19 protein-coding genes and 1 pseudogene are annotated in these 20,427 nt (G+C 52.7%); 19 read left to right on the top strand and 1 reads right to left on the bottom strand.

The genetic code is table 11. The features are described 5' to 3' along the window. Window position 1 precedes the first annotated feature (1 nt). The 10 genes from coaE (at window position 2) to ACTNCH_RS07635 (ending at window position 9,574) form a co-directional block, all read left to right on the top strand. Entirely contained in the window at window positions 2-631 is a 630-nt protein-coding gene (gene coaE, locus ACTNCH_RS07680; RefSeq protein ID WP_441017572.1) for a dephospho-CoA kinase, read from the top strand. Continuing rightward, window positions 628-1,425: an MBL fold metallo-hydrolase gene (locus ACTNCH_RS07675; protein ID WP_441017570.1), complete on the top strand. Its 798-nt coding sequence runs from the start codon at window positions 628-630 to the stop codon at window positions 1,423-1,425. The genes coaE and ACTNCH_RS07675 overlap by 4 nt, the downstream gene beginning before the upstream one ends. Window positions 1,426-1,458: 33 nt before the next feature. Further along, on the top strand, window positions 1,459-1,728 hold the full coding sequence (locus ACTNCH_RS07670) for an ACT domain-containing protein (RefSeq protein ID WP_441017568.1): 270 nt from the start codon (window positions 1,459-1,461) through the stop codon (window positions 1,726-1,728). A gap of 25 nt (window positions 1,729-1,753) precedes the next feature. After that, window positions 1,754-3,118: a PFL family protein gene (locus tag ACTNCH_RS07665; protein ID WP_441017566.1), complete on the top strand. Its 1,365-nt coding sequence runs from the start codon at window positions 1,754-1,756 to the stop codon at window positions 3,116-3,118. 80 nt (window positions 3,119-3,198) lie between these two features. After that, window positions 3,199-3,828 carry an HAD family hydrolase gene (locus ACTNCH_RS07660; RefSeq protein ID WP_441017564.1) on the top strand — a complete coding sequence of 210 codons (630 nt, stop codon included), beginning with the start codon at window positions 3,199-3,201 and terminating at the stop codon, window positions 3,826-3,828. A gap of 1 nt (window position 3,829) precedes the next feature. Further along, the gene (locus ACTNCH_RS07655; protein ID WP_441017562.1) at window positions 3,830-5,113 is read left to right on the top strand and encodes a tRNA(Met) cytidine acetate ligase; all 1,284 of its coding nucleotides are present in this window, start codon (window positions 3,830-3,832) and stop codon (window positions 5,111-5,113) included. 46 nt (window positions 5,114-5,159) lie between these two features. Then, the gene (locus ACTNCH_RS07650; protein WP_441017560.1) at window positions 5,160-6,092 is read left to right on the top strand and encodes an RluA family pseudouridine synthase; all 933 of its coding nucleotides are present in this window, start codon (window positions 5,160-5,162) and stop codon (window positions 6,090-6,092) included. Between the two features lie 32 nt (window positions 6,093-6,124). Beyond that, complete coding sequence (locus ACTNCH_RS07645) at window positions 6,125-8,164, top strand: DNA topoisomerase (RefSeq protein WP_441017558.1); 2,040 nt, start codon at window positions 6,125-6,127, stop codon at window positions 8,162-8,164. Next, window positions 8,161-8,829, top strand: coding sequence for an acyltransferase (locus ACTNCH_RS07640; RefSeq protein WP_441017556.1), 669 nt, complete (start codon window positions 8,161-8,163; stop codon window positions 8,827-8,829). The genes ACTNCH_RS07645 and ACTNCH_RS07640 overlap by 4 nt, the downstream gene beginning before the upstream one ends. Continuing rightward, the gene (locus ACTNCH_RS07635; protein ID WP_441017554.1) at window positions 8,822-9,574 is read left to right on the top strand and encodes a TraX family protein; all 753 of its coding nucleotides are present in this window, start codon (window positions 8,822-8,824) and stop codon (window positions 9,572-9,574) included. The genes ACTNCH_RS07640 and ACTNCH_RS07635 overlap by 8 nt, the downstream gene beginning before the upstream one ends. Here the strand turns inward: ACTNCH_RS07635 and aroE are convergent. Continuing rightward, on the bottom strand, window positions 9,571-10,446 hold the full coding sequence (gene aroE / locus ACTNCH_RS07630; protein WP_441017552.1) for a shikimate dehydrogenase: 876 nt from the start codon (window positions 10,444-10,446) through the stop codon (window positions 9,571-9,573). The two genes, ACTNCH_RS07635 and aroE, sit on opposite strands and share 4 nt — an antisense overlap. Before the next feature lie 240 nt (window positions 10,447-10,686). Here aroE and ACTNCH_RS07625 point away from each other — a divergent pair, with 240 nt between their 5' ends. The 9 genes and pseudogenes from ACTNCH_RS07625 (at window position 10,687) to acsC (ending at window position 20,402) form a co-directional block, all read left to right on the top strand. Next, window positions 10,687-11,028, top strand: coding sequence for a cobalt transporter (locus ACTNCH_RS07625; RefSeq protein ID WP_441017550.1), 342 nt, complete (start codon window positions 10,687-10,689; stop codon window positions 11,026-11,028). 15 nt (window positions 11,029-11,043) lie between these two features. Beyond that, window positions 11,044-11,238 (top strand): CooT family nickel-binding protein, encoded by a 195-nt coding sequence (locus ACTNCH_RS07620; protein WP_441017548.1) that lies wholly within the window; start codon window positions 11,044-11,046, stop codon window positions 11,236-11,238. Window positions 11,239-11,322: 84 nt separating this feature from the next. After that, entirely contained in the window at window positions 11,323-12,258 is a 936-nt protein-coding gene (locus ACTNCH_RS07615; protein ID WP_441017546.1) for a methylenetetrahydrofolate reductase, read from the top strand. 76 nt (window positions 12,259-12,334) lie between these two features. Next, the gene (locus ACTNCH_RS07610; protein ID WP_158361981.1) at window positions 12,335-13,108 is read left to right on the top strand and encodes a nucleotide-binding protein; all 774 of its coding nucleotides are present in this window, start codon (window positions 12,335-12,337) and stop codon (window positions 13,106-13,108) included. A gap of 37 nt (window positions 13,109-13,145) precedes the next feature. Further along, entirely contained in the window at window positions 13,146-15,038 is a 1,893-nt protein-coding gene (cooS, locus tag ACTNCH_RS07605; protein WP_441017543.1) for an anaerobic carbon-monoxide dehydrogenase catalytic subunit, read from the top strand. A 42-nt stretch (window positions 15,039-15,080) separates the two neighbouring features. Continuing rightward, a pseudogene (locus ACTNCH_RS07600) lies at window positions 15,081-15,713 on the top strand (nucleotide-binding protein); the annotation flags it as partial. A 154-nt stretch (window positions 15,714-15,867) separates the two neighbouring features. Continuing rightward, window positions 15,868-17,997 carry an acetyl-CoA decarbonylase/synthase complex subunit alpha/beta gene (acsB, locus tag ACTNCH_RS07595; protein ID WP_158361984.1) on the top strand — a complete coding sequence of 710 codons (2,130 nt, stop codon included), beginning with the start codon at window positions 15,868-15,870 and terminating at the stop codon, window positions 17,995-17,997. Window positions 17,998-18,083: 86 nt separating this feature from the next. Beyond that, window positions 18,084-19,025, top strand: coding sequence for an acetyl-CoA decarbonylase/synthase complex subunit delta (acsD, locus tag ACTNCH_RS07590; RefSeq protein ID WP_441017541.1), 942 nt, complete (start codon window positions 18,084-18,086; stop codon window positions 19,023-19,025). Window positions 19,026-19,049: 24 nt separating this feature from the next. Beyond that, window positions 19,050-20,402: an acetyl-CoA decarbonylase/synthase complex subunit gamma gene (acsC, locus tag ACTNCH_RS07585; protein WP_441017539.1), complete on the top strand. Its 1,353-nt coding sequence runs from the start codon at window positions 19,050-19,052 to the stop codon at window positions 20,400-20,402. The last annotated feature ends 25 nt before the right edge of the window (window positions 20,403-20,427 follow it).

Raw genomic sequence — 20,427 nt, 5'->3', positions numbered from 1 at the left:
TATGAGAGTAATCGGAATTACAGGCGGCGTGGGAGCCGGAAAAAGCGCGGTTTTAAAATATCTGAAAGCTATTCCGGTGGTCCGGGTGCTGGAGGCCGACCAGGTGGGACATCTTCTGATGGAGCCGGGTACGGAGTGCTTCCAAAGGATCCGGGAACATTTCGGGGAACGGGTCATCGCAGAGGACGGAAGCCTTGACCGGGCTGCCGTGGCTCGGATTATCTTTTCCGATAAAAAAGAGCTGGAATGGCAGAATGCGCTGATGCATCCGGCCATCAAGGAATGGATCCGGCAGGAGATTCGGCTGGAGCGGCAGCAGGGAACCTGTAAGCTCTTCGTGGTGGAAGCGGCCCTGCTTATCGAGGATCACTACGAGGATCTGTGTGAAGCATTCTGGTATCTCTATACAAGACCGGAGCTTCGGCGGGAACGCCTGAAGGAGTCCCGCGGATATTCAGACGAAAAGATCGATTCCATTTTCGCAAGACAGCGGACGGACACGGAATTCCGGAGCCACTGCCGGGAGGTCATTGACAACAATGGCACCAAAGAGGAACTGTACGGGCAGATAGATCTGCTTTTACAGAAACTGGGAATCGAGACAGATACAAAGGAGCAGACAGCAACATGAGAATGTGCAGCATCGCCAGCGGAAGCAGCGGCAACTGTATTTACATAGGCTCGGAGGAGCATCACATCCTGATTGACGCGGGAATCAGCGGTAAAAGGGTGGAAGCGGGACTTAATAACCTGGAACTGACCGGAAAGGATCTGGACGGCATTCTGCTGACCCATGAGCATTCGGATCATATCAAAGGGCTGGGCGTCCTGTCCCGCAAGTACGGCGTCCCCATCTATACGACGCCGGGGACGGCAGAGGCAGTAAAGGTTATGAACAATCTGGGAAAAATTGACAGTTCTCTTTTTCATGAGATTCACGCGGATCAGGAGTTCGCCATCGGGGATCTGAACATTTCCCCCTTTCATATCTCCCACGACGCGGCGGAGCCGGTGGCTTACCGGGTGGCCTGCGGGGATAAAAAGATGGCGGTAGCCACAGATCTTGGAGTTTATACGGATTATACTATTGACCACTTAAAGGATCTTGATGTACTATTACTGGAGGCAAACCATGATATTCACATGCTTCAGGTAGGGGCCTATCCCTATTATCTGAAGCAGCGTATCTCCGGCGACCGGGGACATCTGTCCAACGAGACAGCCGGAAAGCTTCTCTGCCAGGTGCTGCATGACCGGATGAAGGCAGTATTTCTGGGTCATCTCAGCAAAGAGAACAACTACGCGGAGTTGGCCTATGAGACGGTGAAGCTGGAACTTAAGCTGAATGAAAGCCCCTATCAGGCAGGGGATTTCCCTCTGTGGGTGGCCAGCCGGGAGGAACAGTCCGCATGCGTGGCGGTATAAGGAAGATGGTAAAAAACCAAGGAGGATTTTTATATGAAAAGAAGTATTATCACGGTAGTAGGCAAGGATACGGTAGGTATTATCGCAAAGGTATGTACCTATTTGGCGCAGAATGAGGTCAATATCCTGGATATTTCCCAGACCATCGTGCAGGGCTATTTCAACATGATGATGATCGTGGATACCGGAAAAGTGGAATCCTATGAGAAGCTGACCGGCGGACTGGCTGCTCTGGGCGAAGAGATCGGCGTGGTAATCAAATGCCAGCAGGAAGAAATCTTCGACAAGATGCATCGTATCTGATGAACTGGGAAAGGAGCCATTCCACATGATTAACATATATGAAGTAAAAGAAACCAATCAGATGATTGAGCAGGATAATCTGGACGTGCGTACCATTACGCTGGGTATCAGCCTGATGGACTGCATCGATTCCGATCTCACCCGTCTGAATCAGAAGGTTTATGAGAAAATCACAACCACAGCCAGGGATTTGGTAAAAGTTGGAAAAGAAATCGAGCGGGATTACGGAATTCCTATTGTAAATAAGCGAATTTCCGTAACGCCCATCGCCATCATCGGCGAGGCAGCCTGCAAGAAGCCGGAGGACTATGTGACGCTGGCGATGACGCTTGACAAGGCGGCCAAAGAGGTAGGCGTGAACTTCATCGGCGGTTATTCCGCGCTGGTATCCAAGGGCATGACCAAGGGCGAGGAGAACCTGATTCGTTCGATCCCGGAGGCCCTGGCCAAGACAGAGCGTGTCTGCAGCTCCATCAACGTAGGATCTACCAAGACCGGCCTCAATATGGACGCGGTCCGTCTGATGGGAGAGATGGTTGTTCAGACAGCGGAGTATACCAAGGAGCAGGATTCCCTGGGCTGCGCGAAGCTGGTTGTATTCTGTAACGCGCCGGACGACAACCCCTTTATGGCAGGCGCTTTCCACGGCGTTACAGAGGCAGACGCCATCATCAATGTAGGCGTCAGCGGACCGGGCGTTGTAAAGCATGCCTTAAGCCAGGTGCGCGGAGAGAGCTTCGAGGTACTCTGCGAGACCATTAAGAAGACAGCATTTAAGGTAACCCGCGTGGGTCAGCTGGTGGCACAGGAGGCTTCCCGCAGACTGGGAATTCCCTTTGGCATCATCGATCTTTCCCTGGCTCCCACACCGGCCATCGGCGACAGCGTGGCAGAGATTCTGGAAGAAATCGGCCTGGAACGCTGTGGCGCGCCGGGAACCACGGCAGCCCTTGCCCTGTTAAACGACCAGGTTAAGAAGGGCGGCGTTATGGCTTCCTCCTATGTGGGCGGTTTGAGCGGAGCCTTTATTCCGGTCAGCGAGGATCAGGGTATGATCGACGCGGTTAAGGCGGGCGCCCTGACCATCGAGAAGCTGGAGGCTATGACCTGTGTCTGCTCCGTCGGTCTGGACATGATTGCCATTCCGGGGGATACAAAAGCCAGCACCATCTCCGGTATCATTGCCGACGAGATGGCAATCGGAATGATCAACCAGAAGACTACGGCGGTACGTCTGATTCCGGTCATCGGCAAGGGCGTAGGCGAGACCGTAGAGTTTGGCGGCCTTCTGGGCTATGCGCCGATTATGCCGGTGAACCAGTTCTCCTGTGAGGCCTTCGTGAACCGTAAGGGACGGATTCCGGCACCCATACATTCTTTCAAGAACTAAAAGCAGGATAAAAAGATCGGATACGGCGCAGAGGACAGGTTTCTGCGCCGTATTTTAGAAAAATAAAAAGGGGAATATCCATGAAGAAGTATAAGCATCTGGTGTTTGATATTGATGGAACATTGCTGGATACGGTGCGCATTCATATGAAATCTTTGCAGAAAACCTTAAAGGATTTGCGGGGGGAAGAAATTCCGGTGGAAAAGCTTACGTTTTCTTTCGGGATTCCAGGAGTTTCGACCATGGAAAAGCTTGGATTTTCAGATCCGGTGGCAGCCACCGACGAGTGGATCAGACGTTATCAGATGATAGCAGGACAGTTGGGTATGAAACTTTTTCCGGGAATCCGGGAAGTGCTGGAGCAGCTTCGTCAGAGCGAGGTGAAGATAGGGATTATTACTTCAAAGATTCGCATGGAGTATGATACGCAGTTTCGAGAACTGGGAATCACAGACTGGTTTGAAACAGTTATCACCTCCAGCGATACGCCAAAGGGAAAGCCCTATCTGGATCCCATGTACGCCTATCTGGAAAAGACGGGAGCAGATAAGGAAGAGATTCTTTATTTTGGAGATACCGTTTACGACATGGACTGCGCCCGGAGCGCAGGCGTAGATCAGGCTCTGGTGCTCTGGGGGTGTCTTGCGCCCGACGGAATCGAGGCAACCTACAGGCTGAAAAAACCGGAGGACATTCTGGAGTTTGTATAAGATGAAAACAGTCGGAATTATTGCGGAATACAATCCCTTCCATAAAGGACATGCCTATCAGCTTCGGAAAGCCAGAGAGCTTTCCGGGGCTGATTTTGCTGTGGTTGTCATGAGTGGGGACTTTGTGCAGCGGGGGTATCCGGCCATGACCGATAAATATCTGCGGGCGGAGATGGCGCTTGCGGGCGGAGCGGATCTGGTACTGGAGCTTCCCGCAGTCTATGCCACCGGAAGCGCGGAGACCTTCGCCCGGGGCGCGGTGGCGGTTCTGGAGGAGCTGGGCTGCATAGACGCCCTGTGCTTTGGAAGTGAGAGGGGAGAGCTTTCTGCCCTTCTGCCCTATGCCCGGCTATTTGAGGAAGAGCCGCCCCTGTACCGGAAGCTCTTACAGTCGTATCTGAAGCAGGGCTTAAGCTTTCCGGCGGCCCGGGGACAGGCGGCGGAGGAATATTGGAACAGTACCGAGCGGATCCTGCCCTGCTGCGCGGACGACGCGGACTGCCGGAGAGCGGCTTCGGTGCTGGAGGAGCCCAACAACATCTTGGGCGTCGAGTATCTGCGGGCGCTGCTTCACTGGAATAGCGCCATTCGGCCGCTGACGGTCCGCCGGGAGTCGGCAGGCTATCATGAATTGACGCTGGAAGCTGAGATGGCTTCGGCCACGGCGATTCGAAAAGGCGTGGAGCAGTTTCAGGGGGCTCTTGAAGAACAGGTGAGAGACCAGCTTCCGAAAGTCTCGGCAAAGCTTCTTACGCAGGCGCTTCAAAAGGGAGAGACGGTATCCCTGCAGGACTTTTCGCCGCAGCTTTTTTACCGGCTACTGAACATGTCTAAGGAGGAGCTGGGCGCTGTGCAGGAGGTAGGGGAGGAGCTGGCGGCCCGCATTTACAAAAACCGGTTTGCCTTTACGACGGCAGAGGACTTTGCGGATCTCATTAAAACCCGTCAGGTGACCCACACCCGGGTGACCCGGGCGCTCTGCCATATGTTGCTGGGACTGTCCCAGGATAGACTGGACGCGTGCCGGACACTGGATTATCCGGTATATCTGCGTCCGCTGGGCTTCAAAAAAAGCGCCGGTCCGCTTCTGGCCGCCATCAAAAGAGAGAGCCGGTCGCCGCTTTTGACCAAAATGGCGGACGCTTCCGGAAAGCTGTCCCCGGAGCGCTGTCAGCTGCTTAGGCAGGATGTGGCGGCAGCCCATCTCTATGAAGGGGCGAAGACACTGAAGACCGGGAAGCCACTGCGGCATGAATATACCCGTACGCCGGTCATGTTGCCCTAGCAGGCAGAAGAGGCGGGACAGAGAAACCACGGAAGGAGGAGGCAGTATGGATCGGATACTGGAAAAAACCGTGACGGCAGAATACGATGGCGCAACCCTGCAGCATTTTCTGCGGGTCGGAATGGGACTGACCAAAAAGGAAATCAGCCGGGCCAAATTTCTTCCCCTGGGGATCTGCGCGGACGGCGTACAGAGGAAGGTGACGGCCAGGGTAACAGCCGGACAGAGAATAGCAGTGCGGACAGAAAAGGACGGGAAGGTCTCCGCACAGCTTTCGGCCTCCCGGGAGAAGCCGGAGGTGCTCTATGAGGATCGGGATCTGCTGGTGGTCAATAAGCCTGCGGGAATCTCGGTGCATCCTTCCGGATGGGGAACCTTTCAGGCGGATACCCTGGCCGGCCGTCTGGTGGCCTGGCTTCGGGAAAAGGACGAGGAAAGCGTGATACGGATCGTGGGACGCCTGGATAAGGATACCTCCGGGGTGGTACTGGTGGCGAAAAACAGGGCGGCGGCTGGTCGTCTGGAGCGGCAGCGGGAGCAGGGAAGACTTCACAAGACCTACCTGGCCCTGACGGAGGGCATCCCGGATCCGGAGAGCGGAAGCGTGGAACAGCCTCTGCAGCCGGATCCGGAAGACAAGACCCGCATGCGGATCTGCACATATGACGCGGAATCCGGAAAGTACGCGAAAACCCATTATGAAACAGTAAAAAAATGGGAGAAAACAGCACTGGTGAAGTTGTGGCTGGAGACAGGGCGGACCCATCAGATCCGGGTCCATATGCAGTCCCTGGGCTGCCCGCTTCTTGGGGATCCCCTTTATGGAAGCCCCAAAAAGCCGGAGGGAAACGGACTAAAGCGGACAGCCCTTCACGCGGCGGCCCTGGATTTCTGCCAGCCCTTTACGGGGGAGGCGATCCACATCGAAGCGCCCATGCCGAAAGACATTGCCAGATATATGGAGACTGTGCTAAAATAGCCCTTGATCCTGATAGAGAAAGTGAGAAATGAATGGGAAAATCATTGTATATAGCAGAGAAGCCCAGCGTAGCCCAGGAATTTGCCAAAGCGCTGGGGCTAAAGACGGCCAGAAAAGACGGATATCTGGAGGGGGATGAGGCGATCGTCACCTGGTGCGTGGGACATCTGGTTACCATGAGCTATCCGGAGGTCTATGACGAGCGCCTGAAAAAATGGAGCCTTTCCACCCTGCCTTTTCTTCCGGAGGAATTCCGGTACGAGGTCATCCCTGCCATGAAAAAGCAGTATACCATCGTAAGCGGCCTTCTGAACCGGCCGGACGTGGAGACCATCTATGTCTGCACCGACTCAGGACGGGAGGGAGAATACATCTACCGCCTGGTGGAGCAGATGGCAGGCGTCAAGGGAAAGAAGCGCCGCCGGGTCTGGATTGATTCCCAGACGGAGGAGGAGATCCTGCGGGGAATCCGGGAGGCGAAGGATCTGTCGGAATACGACAACCTGGCCAGTGCGGCGTATCTGCGGGCCAAAGAGGATTATCTGATGGGAATTAATTTTTCCAGACTTTTAAGCCTCAAATACGGCGATACCATTTCCAATTATCTGAATACCCGTTATACGGTGATTTCCGTCGGAAGAGTCATGACCTGCGTGCTGGGCATGGTGGTGCGGAGAGAGCGTGAAATCCGGGAATTTGTAAAAACGCCCTTTTACCGGGTGCTGGGAGATTTTAGCCTCCATGGAAGAAGCTTCGAGGGGGAATGGAGGGCTGTATCCGGTTCTTCCTTCTGCGAGCCGCATAAATTATATAAGGAAAACGGCTATAAGAAAAAGGAAGACGCGGAAAGCCTGATCGCCTATCTGAAGGAGGAACAGCCAGTGCAGGCAAGGCTGACCTCCATGGAGCGGAAGACGGAGAAGAAAAATCCGCCCTTGCTGTTCAACCTGGCGGAGCTTCAGAATGAATGCTCCCGGCGCTTTAAGCTGAGCCCCGATGAGACGCTGCGGGTGGTGCAGGAGCTTTATGAGAAAAAGATGGTCACCTATCCGAGAACGGACGCCCGTGTGCTGTCCAGCGCCGTGGCAAAGGAGATCTATAAGAATATCGGAGGCCTGCGCTCCTATGGAAAGCTTTCGGAATACGCAAACGAGATTCTGAACGGCAGCGCGTGGAAGAGTATTGCGAAGACTCGTTACGTCAATGATAAGCAGATTACGGATCACTACGCCATTGTACCCACAGGACAGGGGCTGTCCGCGCTTCGGAGCCTGAATCCGGTGTCAGAGCAGATCTACGAGGTGATTGCCCGGAGATTTCTGGCTGTCTTTTATCCGGCGGCGGAATATCAGAAGGTACAGCTGGTGACAGAGGTGCGGGGAGAACGGTTCTTTTCAGGCTTCCGTGTGCTTCTGAAGGAGGGCTATCTGCGGGTTCTGCCCCAGGGTCCTGCCGAGGCGGCGAAGAAAAAGGCTGACGCGGAAAATGAAGAGACAGAGGACATGCGCGTGGACGCGGAGTTTCTGGAGCTTCTAAAGCACCTGAAAAAGGGAGACGCCGTGGAGACATCCGGCTTTCATATCAAGGAGGGCGAGACCTCGCCGCCCAAGCGCTACAATTCCGGTTCCATGATTCTGGCCATGGAAAACGCAGGTCAGCTCATCGAGGACGAGGAGCTGCGGGCCCAAATCAAGGGAAGCGGCATTGGCACCAGTGCCACCCGGGCGGAGATTCTGAAAAAGCTGGTGAATAACAAGTATATCGCGCTGAATAAAAAGACCCAGATCATCACGCCGACCCTTCTGGGAGAAATGATCTTCGATGTGGTCCGGGCTTCGATCTATGGTCTTTTGAATCCGGAGCTGACAGCCAGCTGGGAGAAGGGACTGACCCAGATGGCAGAAGGGACCATCACCGAAGCGTATTATATGCAGAAGCTGGAAAAGTATATTACGGATAAGACGCAGGCGGTGCTTGCCGCCGATTACCGGAGGGCCTTGCGCCCCTGCTTTGACGCGTCCGCCCGTTTTTATAAAAATGAGAAGAAAGTAAAGGAGTCGAAGAAGAAATGAAAGCATTGGAAGTAAACGAACTGTACACCTTAAGCGAAACCCTGGCAGAGCCCCTGCTGGAAAGCGTGACCTATCCCTGGGAAGCCCTGCCGAAGATCCATGATTTCATTCTGGAGTTGGGGGCTACCTTAAGCGAAGAAGAATACGAGAAGCGTGGGGAGAATATCTGGATTGCCCGCTCCGCGAAGGTGGCGCCCACTGCGTCCATTACAGGCCCCTGTATCATCGGAAAGGATACGGAGGTCCGTCACTGCGCGTTTATCCGCGGCAACGCCCTGGTGGGAGAAAGCGCGGTTGTAGGTAACTCTACGGAGCTTAAAAATGTCATTCTGTTCAATAAGGTACAGGTTCCTCATTACAATTACGTGGGCGATTCTATCCTGGGCTATAAAGCACATATGGGCGCAGGATCCATTACCTCCAATGTAAAATCCGATAAGAAGCTGGTAAAGGTGCATACGCCGGAGGGAGATCTGGAAACCGGAATCAAGAAATTCGGCGCAATGCTGGGTGACGAGGTAGAGGTAGGATGTGGCTCTGTCCTGAATCCGGGAACCGTAATTGGCGCCCATACCAATATCTATCCTCTGTCCTCCGTGCGCGGCGTGGTGCCGGCAGATTCGATCTATAAGAAACAGGGAGAGGTTGCCGAAAAGCATGAATAAAACAAATGCAGGCAGGCCATTTTCAGGAAGCACTCTGAAATGGCTTGCCATTTTCTTAATGTTTATGGACCATGTGGGAGCCAGCCTGATGGAAGTTTTTGTCCTGAATGGCTATGGCAATTCTCCCATGGCAGGCTTTGTGCAGAATGTGGGATTGTGGTGGAACACCGATCGGATACTGCGATATATGGGACGCTCTGCCTTCCCGATTTTCTGCTTTCTGCTGGTGGAGGGAGCGGTCCATACCCGGGATACCTGGAAATACGCGCAGAGACTGGCCGTTTTTGCATTGATCTCTGAACTGCCCTTTAACCTGGCTCTTCACAATACCGTTTTCTGGTGGAATCATCAGAATGTGTTCTTTACCCTGCTGCTCGGACTGCTGGTAATCTGGACTTTCCAGAGAAGCGCAGGAAGAGAATGGAGAGGGCTTCTGGCTCTGGGAGCGGCCGCAGCCCTGGCGGAGCTTGGCCATACGGACTATGGGGCCACCGGCGTCCTGGTAATCGTCCTGATGTATCTGTTACGGGAACAGAGAATTCCGGCGCTGGCCCTGTCCTGGCTGTTATTGATCCTGGGAGAAAAAATGGAGCTGTACGCCCTGCCTGGCTTTCTGGCTCTGCTTCTGTATAACGGAAGAAGAGGGCGTCAGCCCCGGTATTTCTTTTACTGGTTTTATCCGTCACATCTTCTGCTGTTCTGGCTTCTGGGAAATTTTGTATTATCCGGAAAGAGAATCTTCTAGCGGAAATAACGTTCCCGGATATATTCCACAGGCATTTCCCGACCGGTCCAACGTTCAAAGGCCTTAGCGCCCTGATGGAGCAACATGTACATACCGTTGAAGGTGTGGCAGCCTGCTTCCTTTGCGGTGCGCAGAAGCAGGGTTTCCCGGGGATTGTAGATGACGTCGCCCACCACCAGACCCAGATGGAAGAAAGCGGGATCCGGGATCAGGGAAGCGTCTGTACGGGGAGCCATGCCTACGGAGGAGGCGTTGATGAGGACGTCGGCCTCGTCCAGACAGTGCCTGAGTGAAGTGTTGTCCTCCAGGTCAAAGAGACGGATCCGGCAGTCGCAGCGGGCGTGGATCCGCTGGATTTCCTCGGCGATTAGTTTGGTGGATGCAGAAGCGCTTCGGGCGAAGACGTCGATAAAGGCAGTGCCGTCCAGGGCTGCCTGGGCCAGAATGGCTGCCGCTGCTCCGCCGCTGCCAAGCAGGACCGCGTGCTTTCCCTCGCAGGAGAAGCCTGCGTCCCGCATGGACTGCAGAAAGCCGTAGCCGTCGGTATTGTCGCCAAAGAGCTGTCCGTCCCGGTTTACGACGGTGTTGACTGCGCCGCTTAAAAGGGCGGAATCGGAAAGGGTATCCACCCGGTCGTACATAAGCCGTTTCAGGGGCATGGTGCAGTTCCAGCCTGCGGCCCCCAGAGTGATCAGTCCGTCAATGGCCCGCTCAAAATGCGCTTCATCTACAGGAAAAGCCAGATATACACAGTCGATTCCCAGTTTCTGGAAGGAAGCGTTGTGCATGGCGGGGGATATGCTGTGGGAAACAGGATTTCCCAGCAGACAGGTAAGGTTTGTAGCGCCTGTTATGTTGAAAGTTTTGTCCATTTTTACACCTTTTGCTTGAAGTTATTGGGGTTATCGTGTACACTTTTACTAAGGGTACAAAAAAATCGGAAAAATGTCAATTGCATTTTGACGGGTTTGGAATGTATGGAAAGAAAAACAATTTACGGTCAGAATTCGGGCAAATTCGACTTGATAAAATCCCCCCGTGAGGGTATAATTGTATTAAGATTGTCATGAAATTAACACAATTTTAAGTTTAAATAAAAGGAGGAATATGCGATGCATATGGTAGACGGAGAACACGGACATTGTCACGGACACGAGCATGACCACGATCATGAGCATTGCCATGACCACGGCTATGAGCATACTCACGATCACAGCCATGAGGGCTGCAGCTGCGGCTGCGGCGGTCACGATCATAAGCCGGGCAGTGAGCAGGAGGCGCTTCTTTCTTATATGTTAGATCATAATAAGCATCATGCGGCTGAGCTGGCAGATGTGGCTAAGAAGTTCCGCGAGGTTGGAAAGGAAGACGTGGCTGTACAGATTGAAAAGGCCATTGAGAATTTTGACAAGGGCAATCTGTATCTGAGTCTGGCACTTTCCTTAGTACAGTAATAAGGAGGCATCATTATGTGTTTGGCAACTGTATATAAGAACACGAAGGATACAGAAGAGGTTGTGCTGAAGAATGTCAGCAAGATTTACGTGGAAGGAAGTCAGGTGCGCCTGGTAGATATTATGGGCGCGGAGGTAGTGGTAGAAGGAACGATTTCCTTTGTAGACCTGACCGGTTCCGTCGTAAAGTTAAACTGCCCGTCTGCGTAAGCGGGGCAGCAGTCCGCATGGCAGGCGGACGATCAAAGTGATATCAATAATGTTGATATAGCAAAATAATGGAGGTTGGTTGAAATGACAAAGTTAACAGACATCATGAACGAGCGCATGGCGCTGTCTTTCGAGGTTTTCCCGCCGAAGACTGAGAAGGGTATGGAGAATCTTCCGGGCACAATTGAGCATCTGTGCAAGTATCAGCCGGATTACATTTCCTGTACATACGGCGCAGGCGGCGGAAACGTAGGAGCAAACCGCGAGGTATGTCAGATGATTAAGAACGCTGGCACTACACCGGTTACCCACTTTACCGTAATCAAGAACACCAAGGAAGGCATGAAGGATCAGCTGCAGCAGTACCTGAACGAGGGCGTAGATCACGTTCTGGCTCTCCGTGGAGATATTCCGCTGGGTGAGACTACTACCTGTGGTGATTTCCAGTATGCTACAGACCTTGTAAAGTTTGTACGTGATGAGTTCGGCGATAAGTTTGAGATCGCTGTAGCAGGTTCCCCGGAGGGACACATCGCATGCAGAAGCCTGGAGTCCGATATCGCAGTTCTGAAGCAGAAGCAGGACAACGGCGCTGACTACATCATGACTCAGCTTTGCTGGGATATGGAGCAGTTCAAGTACTGGCTGGACGCTATCTACTCCGCTGGTGTTACCATGCCGGTAGACGTAGGAGTTATGCCGATTCTGGATCAGGCAGCTACCATCAATATGGCACTGTCCCGCAACGGCTGTGTAATGGATCACGAGCTGTGCAAGATTATTTCCCAGAACTGGCTGTTCCCGAACCCGTTCGCAGCTAAGGACGCTGAGGGCAAGCCGTTCGATATGTTCTATGATGATAAGATTAAGAGATTCCGCGAGGCAGGAATCGAGTACACCATCAAGCAGATCGATACCTATCGTTCTCTGGGTGTAAACGGTATCCATCTGTACGCTCTGAACAAGTGGAAAGATGTATCCGAGATCATCGACCGCGCAGGTCTGAAGACCTTAATCTAGTTACTTAAAATTGATTATTAAAATTGCGGGCGGGGCACAAACCTGCCCGCGGTAAAAGGCAGGAGAGAACAAAGATATGCCACATACAATTGCCGTAGCCGGAAAAGGCGGTGTGGGAAAAACTACACTTACAGGACTTTTAATTGAATACCTGTGCCAGAAGAAGCAGGGACCTGTTCTGGCTGTAGATGCAGATGCCAATTCCAATCTGAACGAGGTACTGGGCGTGGAGGCTGCTCCGACCCTGGGCGAGATTCGTGAGGAGATTGCAAAGGCAGAGACAGCGGGTTCCAACCCGATTCCGAAGGGAATGTCCAAGCAGGATTACGCGGAGCTCAAATTCGGAGAAGCGCTTTCCGAGCAGGATGATTATGATTTGCTGGTGATGGGTCACACACAGGGAAAGGGATGCTATTGCTTCGTCAACGGGCTCCTGACGACCCAGATTGCAAGATATGCCAAGAATTACAAATATATAGTAGTAGACAATGAAGCGGGAATGGAGCACATCAGCCGCGGAATTCTTCCGTCGGTAGATACCATTATTCTGGTCAGCGACTGCTCACGCAGAGGCGTGCAGGCGGTAGGACGTATCGCGAAGCTGATTCCGGAATGTGGACTGAAGCCCAAGTCCGTAGGACTGATTATCAATCGCGCTCCGGGTGGAGTGCTGAATGCGGGAACGAAAGAAGAGATCGAAAAACAGGGCCTTCATCTGCTGGGCGTCGTTCCTCAGGACGAGCAGGTGTTTGAGTATGACTGTGACGGCGTGCCCACAGTAAAGCTTCCGGAGGATTCTCCGGTCCGCAAGGCGCTGTACAGTATTATTGACCAGTTGGATCTTTCATAATAAATTTATGAAAATAAAAAAAGGTAGGAGGTTTATAATGGGAGATTTAAAGTTGACAACGGTGGAGGAAATGGAAGCCGCAACAGCCAGACTTCTGGAGACAGGAGCAAAGGTAGGTGCTGATGCCTGGCAGCTTCGTGTGAAGAACCAGACGCCGCACTGTAAGTTTGGTGAGCAGGGTGTCTGCTGCCGAATTTGTGCTATGGGACCGTGCCGTATTACACCGAAGGCACCGAGAGGTATCTGCGGATGTGACGTACATGGTATCGTAGGCCGTAACTATCTGAAATTCACAGCAGGCGGAGCAGCTACACACTCTGACCATGGCCGTGAGATCTGCCACACACTGTATGCTGCACAGCCGGACGGAGCTTACAAGGTTAAGGATCCGGAGAAGCTGATCCGTATCGCAAAGGAGTGGGGCGTAGAGACCGAGGGTAAGGATATCTACGATCTGGCTCACGAGATGGCAGAGACAGCTCTGATGGAGTATGGTAAGCCCTTCGGTGTACAGAGATGGCTTAAGAGAGCTCCGGAGCATACCCAGAAGCTGTGGCATGACGCTGAGATCGAGCCGAGAGCCATTGACCGAGAGGTAGCTACTTCCTTACATATGACTCATATGGGATGTTCTTCCAAGCCGGAGGCACTGGTTCGTCAGTCCTTGAGAGCAGGTCTGGCTGACGGCTGGGGCGGATCCATGTGCGGAACCGAGTTCTCCGACGTACTGTTCGGAACTCCGAAGCCCATCGATACCGAGGCAAACCTGGGCGTTATGAACGCTGACAATGTAAACATCGTAGTACACGGACATGATCCGTCACTGTCTGAGATGGTCTGTGAGTACGCAGACGATCCGGAGATGATCGCATATGCAAAGAGCATGGGCGCGAAGGGAATCACCGTATCCGGTGTATGCTGTACCTCCAACGAGGTAGCTATGCGTCGCGGTATTCCGATGGCAGGTAACTTCCTGCAGCAGGAGAACGTAGTTCTGACAGGCGCATGTGAGGCTATCGTTGTAGACGTTCAGTGTATCTTCCCGGCACTCGGACCCCTGAGCAAGTGCTTCCATACCAAGTTCATCACCACTTCTCCGATCGCGCAGATGCCGGATTCCGATTACATCCGTTTTGATGTAGGTACCGCTGCAGAGAAGGCAAAGCAGATCGTTAAGACTGCATGTGAGAACTTCAAGAACCGTAAGCCGGATCTGGTATACATTCCGGATATGAAGCAGAAGGCAACCGTTGGATACTCTCTGGAGGCTCTGGTAAAGACTCTGGATGGTGTAACCAACTCCCAGGTAGATGTAACAGGTACCACCAAGCCGCTTATCGAGTGTATCACCTCGGGTGTTATCCGTGGTGCAGTCGCTATGGTAGGCTGTAACAACCCGAAGATCCGCCCGGACTACGCGCATATCGAGCTGATGAAGAAACTGATTGCCAACGATATCGTAGTGGTAGCATCCGGATGTTCCGCACAGGCAGCAGCAAAGGCTGGTCTGATGGACAAGGCAGCAAAGGATCTCTGCGGCGCCGGTCTGAAGAGAGTATGTGAGCTGGCAGACATCCCGCCGGTACTTCACATGGGCTCCTGTGTAGATATCAGCCGTATGATGGTTCTGGTAGCAGAGCTGGCCAAGGATTCCGGACTGAATATTTCTCAGCTTCCGGTTGTAGGCTGTGCTCCGGAGTGGATGTCTGAGAAGGCTGTTTCCATCGGTAACTACGTAGTAGCAACCGGTATCGATACCTTCCTGGGCGTTGACCCGTATGTAGCCGGTTCTTCCGAGATGGGCCAGTGGCTGACTGAGGGCGTTCGTGACTGGGTTGAAGCAGCTTATACTGTCGAGACAGACATCGAGAAGCTGGTTGACAAGATGATCGACCGTATCGAGGAGAAGAGAACCGCACTGGGAATCTAATCCGGATAAAAAGAGTAAAGAAAGAACCGGAGGGAATAGAACGTGAAAATTGCAATTACCGGAAAGGGCGGAGTCGGAAAGACGACCTTTGCAGCCACCCTTGCAAGATTATATGCGGAGGAGGGATGTACAGTTCTGGCAGCCGATGTGGATCCGGACGCGAATTTAGGTCTGGCGCTCGGTTTTCCGGAGGAGGTTCTGGACTCGATTGTTCCGATTTCCAAGATGAGAAAGCTCATCGAGGAACGGACAGGGGCAGGCCCCGGAAATGCCATGTACACGCTGAATCCCAAGGTGGATGATATCCCGGATACCTACAGCAAGACCTACAACGGAGTCAAGCTCCTGACGCTGGGCACTGTAGAGACCGGAGGGGGCGGCTGTGTCTGCCCCGAGCATGTGATGCTGAAGCGGATCTTAAGCTACTTAAGTCTTCGGAGCAAGGACGTGGTTATCATGGACATGGAAGCAGGCCTGGAGCACCTGGGCCGCGGTACCTGCGAAGGTATGGAGCAGTTCGTGGTAGTCATTGAACCCGGAGCGAGAAGCATTCAGACCTATAAGAATGTAAAACGGCTGGCCCATGACCTGGGAATTCAGACCGTACGCGTAGTAGCCAACAAAGTCCGCGGAGCAGAGGATGAGGAGTTCATCCGCTCGAAGATCCCGGCAGAGGATTTACTTGGATTTATTCATTACAACCCGGAAGTGATAGATGCGGACCGGCAGGGCAAATCCCCCTACGATGTAAGCGAGTCCGCAAAGGAGGAGATCCGGAAGATTAAGGAAATCCTCGATCAATCGAATTAAAATTTGGAGGTAAAATACCGTGACATTATTTGATAGAGTATTCGGCGGCAACGACGCAGTTTACGGACTGACTGAGGCTGCTATCGACGGCGCAATCGCACAGTACGGAGAAGATGCGGCAGTATCCTTCCCGGACACTGCATACAGCCTTCCCTGCTACTATGCCGTAACAGGAAGCAAGGTTACCAACCTGAAAGAACTGAAGGCAGCTCTGGGAGTTGTAAAAACTCTGATGACCAGAGAGAAGAGACTGAACGACGCATTCATGAGCGGTGTTGCAACAGCTCTGTGCGCAGAGTTCATCGAGGTACTGAAGTACATGAACGGCGCAAAGCCGTACGAGGAGCCCTGCTACGGACATCTGGCAGACGCTATCATCCGTGAGCTGGGTGTACCCCTTGTAACCGGCGATATCCCGGGCGTAGCTGTTATCCTGGGAAGCGCTCCTTCTACAGAAGAAGCAGTAGAGCTGGTTAAGAGCTATCAGGCACAGGGCTGTCTGGTTACTCTGGTAGGCGGCGTTATCGATCAGTGCGTAGAGGCAGGCCTGAACATGGGCAACGCCGTACGTATCGTACCGCTTGGCAAGGACGTAACCGCAGTAATCCACGTTGTATCTGTAGCGCTTCGTGCGGCTCTGATCTTCGGCAACGTAACACCGGGCGACGCAGGCGCGCTGATGAAGTACACCATGGACCGTGTACCGGCGTTCGTAAATGCGTTCAAGCCGCTGGATGATGTTATCGTAGCTTGCGGTGCAGGCGCAATCGCTCTTGGTTTCCCGGTAGTTACCAACGAGACTGAGAACATCTTCCGTGTACCGAAGAGCCTGATCGTTCAGGAGGACGTATCTAAGTTCAACGCTACTTCTATTGAAGCAAGAGATATCAAGATTAAGGTTACCAAGATCGATATCCCGGTTTCCTTCGCATCCGCATTCGAGGGCGAGATTATCCGCCGCGGCGATATGCAGGTAGAGTTCGACGGTTCCCGTGTGGACTGCTTCGAGCTGGTTGAGGCAAAGGATGCGTCTGAGGTTGAGGATCACAAGATCGAAGTAATCGGACCGGACTTCGACGAGTTCGAGGTAGGCAGCAAGCACAGCATCGGCTACGTTGTAGAGGTTGCCGGCAAGAGCATGCAGGCTGACTTTGAGCCGGTATTCGAGCGTAAGTTCCATAACTACCTGAACTGCATCGAGGGTGTTATGCATACCGGTCAGCGTGATATGATCCGTATCCGTGTAAGCAAGAACGCTTTCGACGCAGGCTTCCGTGCAAAGCACATCGGTGAGGTTCTGTACGCAAGAATTAAGAATGAGTTTGACGCAGTTGTAGATAAGTGCCAGGTTAAGGTTATCACCGATCCGGAGCTGTGTACCAAGATGCGTCATGAGACTGCTATCCCGCTGTTTGACAAGCGTGACGACCGTCTGGCTACTCTGACTGACGAGTCTGTAGACGTATACTACAGCTGTATCATGTGCCAGGCATTCTCCCCGTCCCACGTATGCGTGGTTACTCCGGAGCGTCTGGGTCTGTGCGGTGCCGTTTCATGGCTGGACGCAAAGGCTACCAACGAGCTGGATCCCCAGGGACCCTGCCAGGTTATCACCAAAGAGAAGCCCATCGATGAGAGAATCGGTGAGTACGAGGATGTCAATGAGGCGGTTAAGCTTTACTCCCAGGGTGCTCTGGAAGAGGTTTCCCTGTACTCCATCATGGAGAAGCCGATGACCTCCTGCGGATGCTTCGAGTGTATCTGTGGTATCGAGCCGTTCTCCAACGGCGTTGTTATCACCAACCGTGAGTACGCAGGTATGACTCCGCTGGGAATGACCTTCTCCGAGCTGGCAAGTATGACCGGTGGTGGAGTTCAGACACCTGGATTCATGGGACATGGAAAGCACTTCATCTCTTCCAAGAAGTTTATGAAGGCTGAGGGCGGAATCGAGCGTATCGTATGGATGCCCAAGGAGCTGAAGGAGTCCGTAGCAGAGCGTCTCAATGAGACAGCAAAAGATCTCTATGGAATCGACAACTTTACCGATATGATCGGTGACGAGACTATCGCAGAGGATCCGGAAACATTGCTGGCATTCCTTACAGAAAAAGGACATCCGGCACTTGGCATGGACCCGATGATGTAGTATAATATGTAAGATAATTGGTTTACGCATAGGGGCTGTGCCCCTATGCGTTAAAACCACGTAAAGGACAAGGAGGTAACTAAGAAATGCCGTTTACTGGAAAATCAGGAAAATTCAACGCTGCTATCCGTACCGTAGAAATCGGAACCGGAGATAAGGCAGTGAAGCTTGGCGGAGAGAATGTACTGCCGTTTTATACATTTGACGCGCCGATCGAGAATGCACCGAAGATTGGAGTTCTGATTACAGACATGGGTCTGGAGAATGAAGTTGCAGGAATCAAGGACTACTATGCAGGTGCTACAAGTTTTGCAGAGATTGCAAAGAAAGCCGAAGAAATGCCTGGAGCAGATTTCGTTGTTCTCCGCTTTGAGGGAGCGGATCCGAATGGCGAGAACCGTTCCGTTGAGGATTGCGTAGCTATCGCGAAAGAGGTTGGCGACGCGATCACAGCTCCTCTTGTAATTGAGGGATGTAAGAATGTAGAGAAGGATGCAGAGCTTTTCTCCAAGGTTGCAGAAGCGCTTCAGGGAAAGAACGTACTGATCCTGTCCGCAAGAGAAGAGAACTACAAGGCAGTTGCAGCAGCAGCTGGTCTTGCTTACGGCCAGAAGGTTGGAGCAGAGTCTGCCGTAGATATCAACCTTGCAAAACAGCTGAACGTGCTGATCGGACAGCTGGGCGTAGATCAGGCTAACGTTGTCATGAACGTAGGTTCCGCAGCAGCCGGATACGGTTTTGAGTACGTAGTTTCTACTATGGACCGTGTAAAGGCAGCAGCTCTGGCTCAGGGTGATGTACAGCTTCAGATGCCGATTATGACACCGGTAGCTGACGAGGCATGGAATGTAAAAGAGGCTATGGCTTCCGAAGCAGATATGCCGGAGTGGGGAGCCCAGGAAGAGCGTGGAATTGATATGGAAGTTGAGACAGCCGCAGCAGTACTGGCATCCGGCTCCAATGCAGTAATTTTGAAACATCCGACCTCGGTTGCAACGATTTCAAAATTAATTAAAGCACTGGTTTAATCGAGGAAGGAGGAGAAATTTACCATGGCATTAAAAGGCTTGGATATTTTTAAATTAACACCGAAGACAAACTGTAAGGAGTGCGGAAGCCCGACCTGTATGGCATTTGCTATGAAGGTTGCTCAGGGCGCTGTAGATCTCAGCAAGTGTCCGCATATGTCTGAAGAAGCGCTGGCTACTCTGTCAGAGGCAACTGCTCCGCCCATGAAGACCATCAAGGTTGGTACCGGCGAGGCTGAGTATACACTGGGCGGCGAGACCGTTCTCTTCCGTCATGAGAAGACTTTCGTAAGCAAGCCGAGATACGCAGCTACCATCTCCTGCTGTGACGCAGACGCTGACGCTAAGCTCGAGGCAGCTAAGAAGGTAGATTACGATCGTATCGGTGAGCGTATGCACGTAGAGATGCTGTACTTAAGCTACTGCGGAAGCTGCGGCGTAGACGCTTACGTTGAGCTGGTTAAGAAGGCTATGAACTGCGGCAAGACTCTGGTACTTGACTGTACCGATGTTGAGGCTGCAAAGGCAGCTTTGGCTGTATGCAAGGACGCGAAGCCGGTTCTGGATGGCGCAGACGCTTCCAACTATGAGGCTATGAATGCGGTTGCTACTGAGGCAGGCGTTGTTCTGGGTGTTCGTGGCGCAGACATCAACGAGCTCTATGATACCACAGCAGCTCTTGAGAAGCTGGGCAACAAGAACCTGGTTCTGAATGTAGGAACTGCTTCTGTTAAGGATGCATTTGCAACAGCAGTACAGATTCGTCGCGCGGCTCTGAAGGATCAGAACAGAACCTTCGGTTATCCCTCTATCGTTAATGTCGGAGCACTGGCTGCAGGAGATCCGATCATGCAGGCAGCACTTGCTTCTATGTTCACTGTAAAATACGGTTCCATCATCGTTATGGAAGGCATGAACTATGCACAGGCTCTGCCGCTGTACGGTCTGCGTCAGAACGTATTTACCGACCCGCAGAAGCCCATGAAGGTTGAGCCGGGCATCTACCCGCTGAACGGCGGAGATGAGAATTCCGTATGTCTGACCACCGTAGACTTCGCGCTGACCTACTTCGTAGTATCTGGCGAGCTGGAGCGTTCCGGCGTTCCCTGCAACCTGATCATCAACGATGCAGGCGGACTTTCCGTACTGACAGCCTGGGCAGCTGGTAAGCTTTCTTCTACCTCTGTTTCCAAGTTTATCCAGGAGAACGTAGAGCCGAAGGTTAAGAGCAGAAAGCTGATCATCCCCGGAAAGGTAGCAGTTCTGAAGGGCGATATCGAGGCGAAGCTGCCGGGCTGGGAAGTTATCGTAGCTCCCAACGAGGCAGTACAGCTTGTGAAGTTCCTGAAGGATCTGCAGGCTAACGGCGAGATCTAATTATTTTATTTATAAAAGGAGAAGA

Origin of the sequence: Candidatus Merdisoma sp. HCP28S3_D10 (assembly GCF_052065835.1) — a bacterium.
GTDB lineage: Bacteria > Bacillota > Clostridia > Lachnospirales > Lachnospiraceae > Laedolimicola.
The sequence above is the reverse complement of the archived record's forward strand: the minus strand, read 5'-3'. Positions and strand labels throughout refer to the sequence as shown.

Excerpts from the sequence above, each read along its gene's own strand:
- coaE (WP_441017572.1), top strand. The coding sequence starts at position 2 with ATGAGAGTAATCGGAATTACAGGCGGCGTGGGAGCCGGAAAAAGCGCG.
- ACTNCH_RS07675 (WP_441017570.1), top strand. The coding sequence starts at position 628 with ATGAGAATGTGCAGCATCGCCAGCGGAAGCAGCGGCAACTGTATTTAC.
- ACTNCH_RS07670 (WP_441017568.1), top strand. The coding sequence starts at position 1,459 with ATGAAAAGAAGTATTATCACGGTAGTAGGCAAGGATACGGTAGGTATT.
- ACTNCH_RS07665 (WP_441017566.1), top strand. The coding sequence starts at position 1,754 with ATGATTAACATATATGAAGTAAAAGAAACCAATCAGATGATTGAGCAG.
- ACTNCH_RS07660 (WP_441017564.1), top strand. The coding sequence starts at position 3,199 with ATGAAGAAGTATAAGCATCTGGTGTTTGATATTGATGGAACATTGCTG.
- ACTNCH_RS07655 (WP_441017562.1), top strand. The coding sequence starts at position 3,830 with ATGAAAACAGTCGGAATTATTGCGGAATACAATCCCTTCCATAAAGGA.
- ACTNCH_RS07650 (WP_441017560.1), top strand. The coding sequence starts at position 5,160 with ATGGATCGGATACTGGAAAAAACCGTGACGGCAGAATACGATGGCGCA.
- ACTNCH_RS07645 (WP_441017558.1), top strand. The coding sequence starts at position 6,125 with ATGGGAAAATCATTGTATATAGCAGAGAAGCCCAGCGTAGCCCAGGAA.
- ACTNCH_RS07640 (WP_441017556.1), top strand. The coding sequence starts at position 8,161 with ATGAAAGCATTGGAAGTAAACGAACTGTACACCTTAAGCGAAACCCTG.
- ACTNCH_RS07635 (WP_441017554.1), top strand. The coding sequence starts at position 8,822 with ATGAATAAAACAAATGCAGGCAGGCCATTTTCAGGAAGCACTCTGAAA.
- aroE (WP_441017552.1), bottom strand. The coding sequence starts at position 10,446 with ATGGACAAAACTTTCAACATAACAGGCGCTACAAACCTTACCTGTCTG.
- ACTNCH_RS07625 (WP_441017550.1), top strand. The coding sequence starts at position 10,687 with ATGCATATGGTAGACGGAGAACACGGACATTGTCACGGACACGAGCAT.
- ACTNCH_RS07620 (WP_441017548.1), top strand. The coding sequence starts at position 11,044 with ATGTGTTTGGCAACTGTATATAAGAACACGAAGGATACAGAAGAGGTT.
- ACTNCH_RS07615 (WP_441017546.1), top strand. The coding sequence starts at position 11,323 with ATGACAAAGTTAACAGACATCATGAACGAGCGCATGGCGCTGTCTTTC.
- ACTNCH_RS07610 (WP_158361981.1), top strand. The coding sequence starts at position 12,335 with ATGCCACATACAATTGCCGTAGCCGGAAAAGGCGGTGTGGGAAAAACT.
- cooS (WP_441017543.1), top strand. The coding sequence starts at position 13,146 with ATGGGAGATTTAAAGTTGACAACGGTGGAGGAAATGGAAGCCGCAACA.
- acsD (WP_441017541.1), top strand. The coding sequence starts at position 18,084 with ATGCCGTTTACTGGAAAATCAGGAAAATTCAACGCTGCTATCCGTACC.
- acsC (WP_441017539.1), top strand. The coding sequence starts at position 19,050 with ATGGCATTAAAAGGCTTGGATATTTTTAAATTAACACCGAAGACAAAC.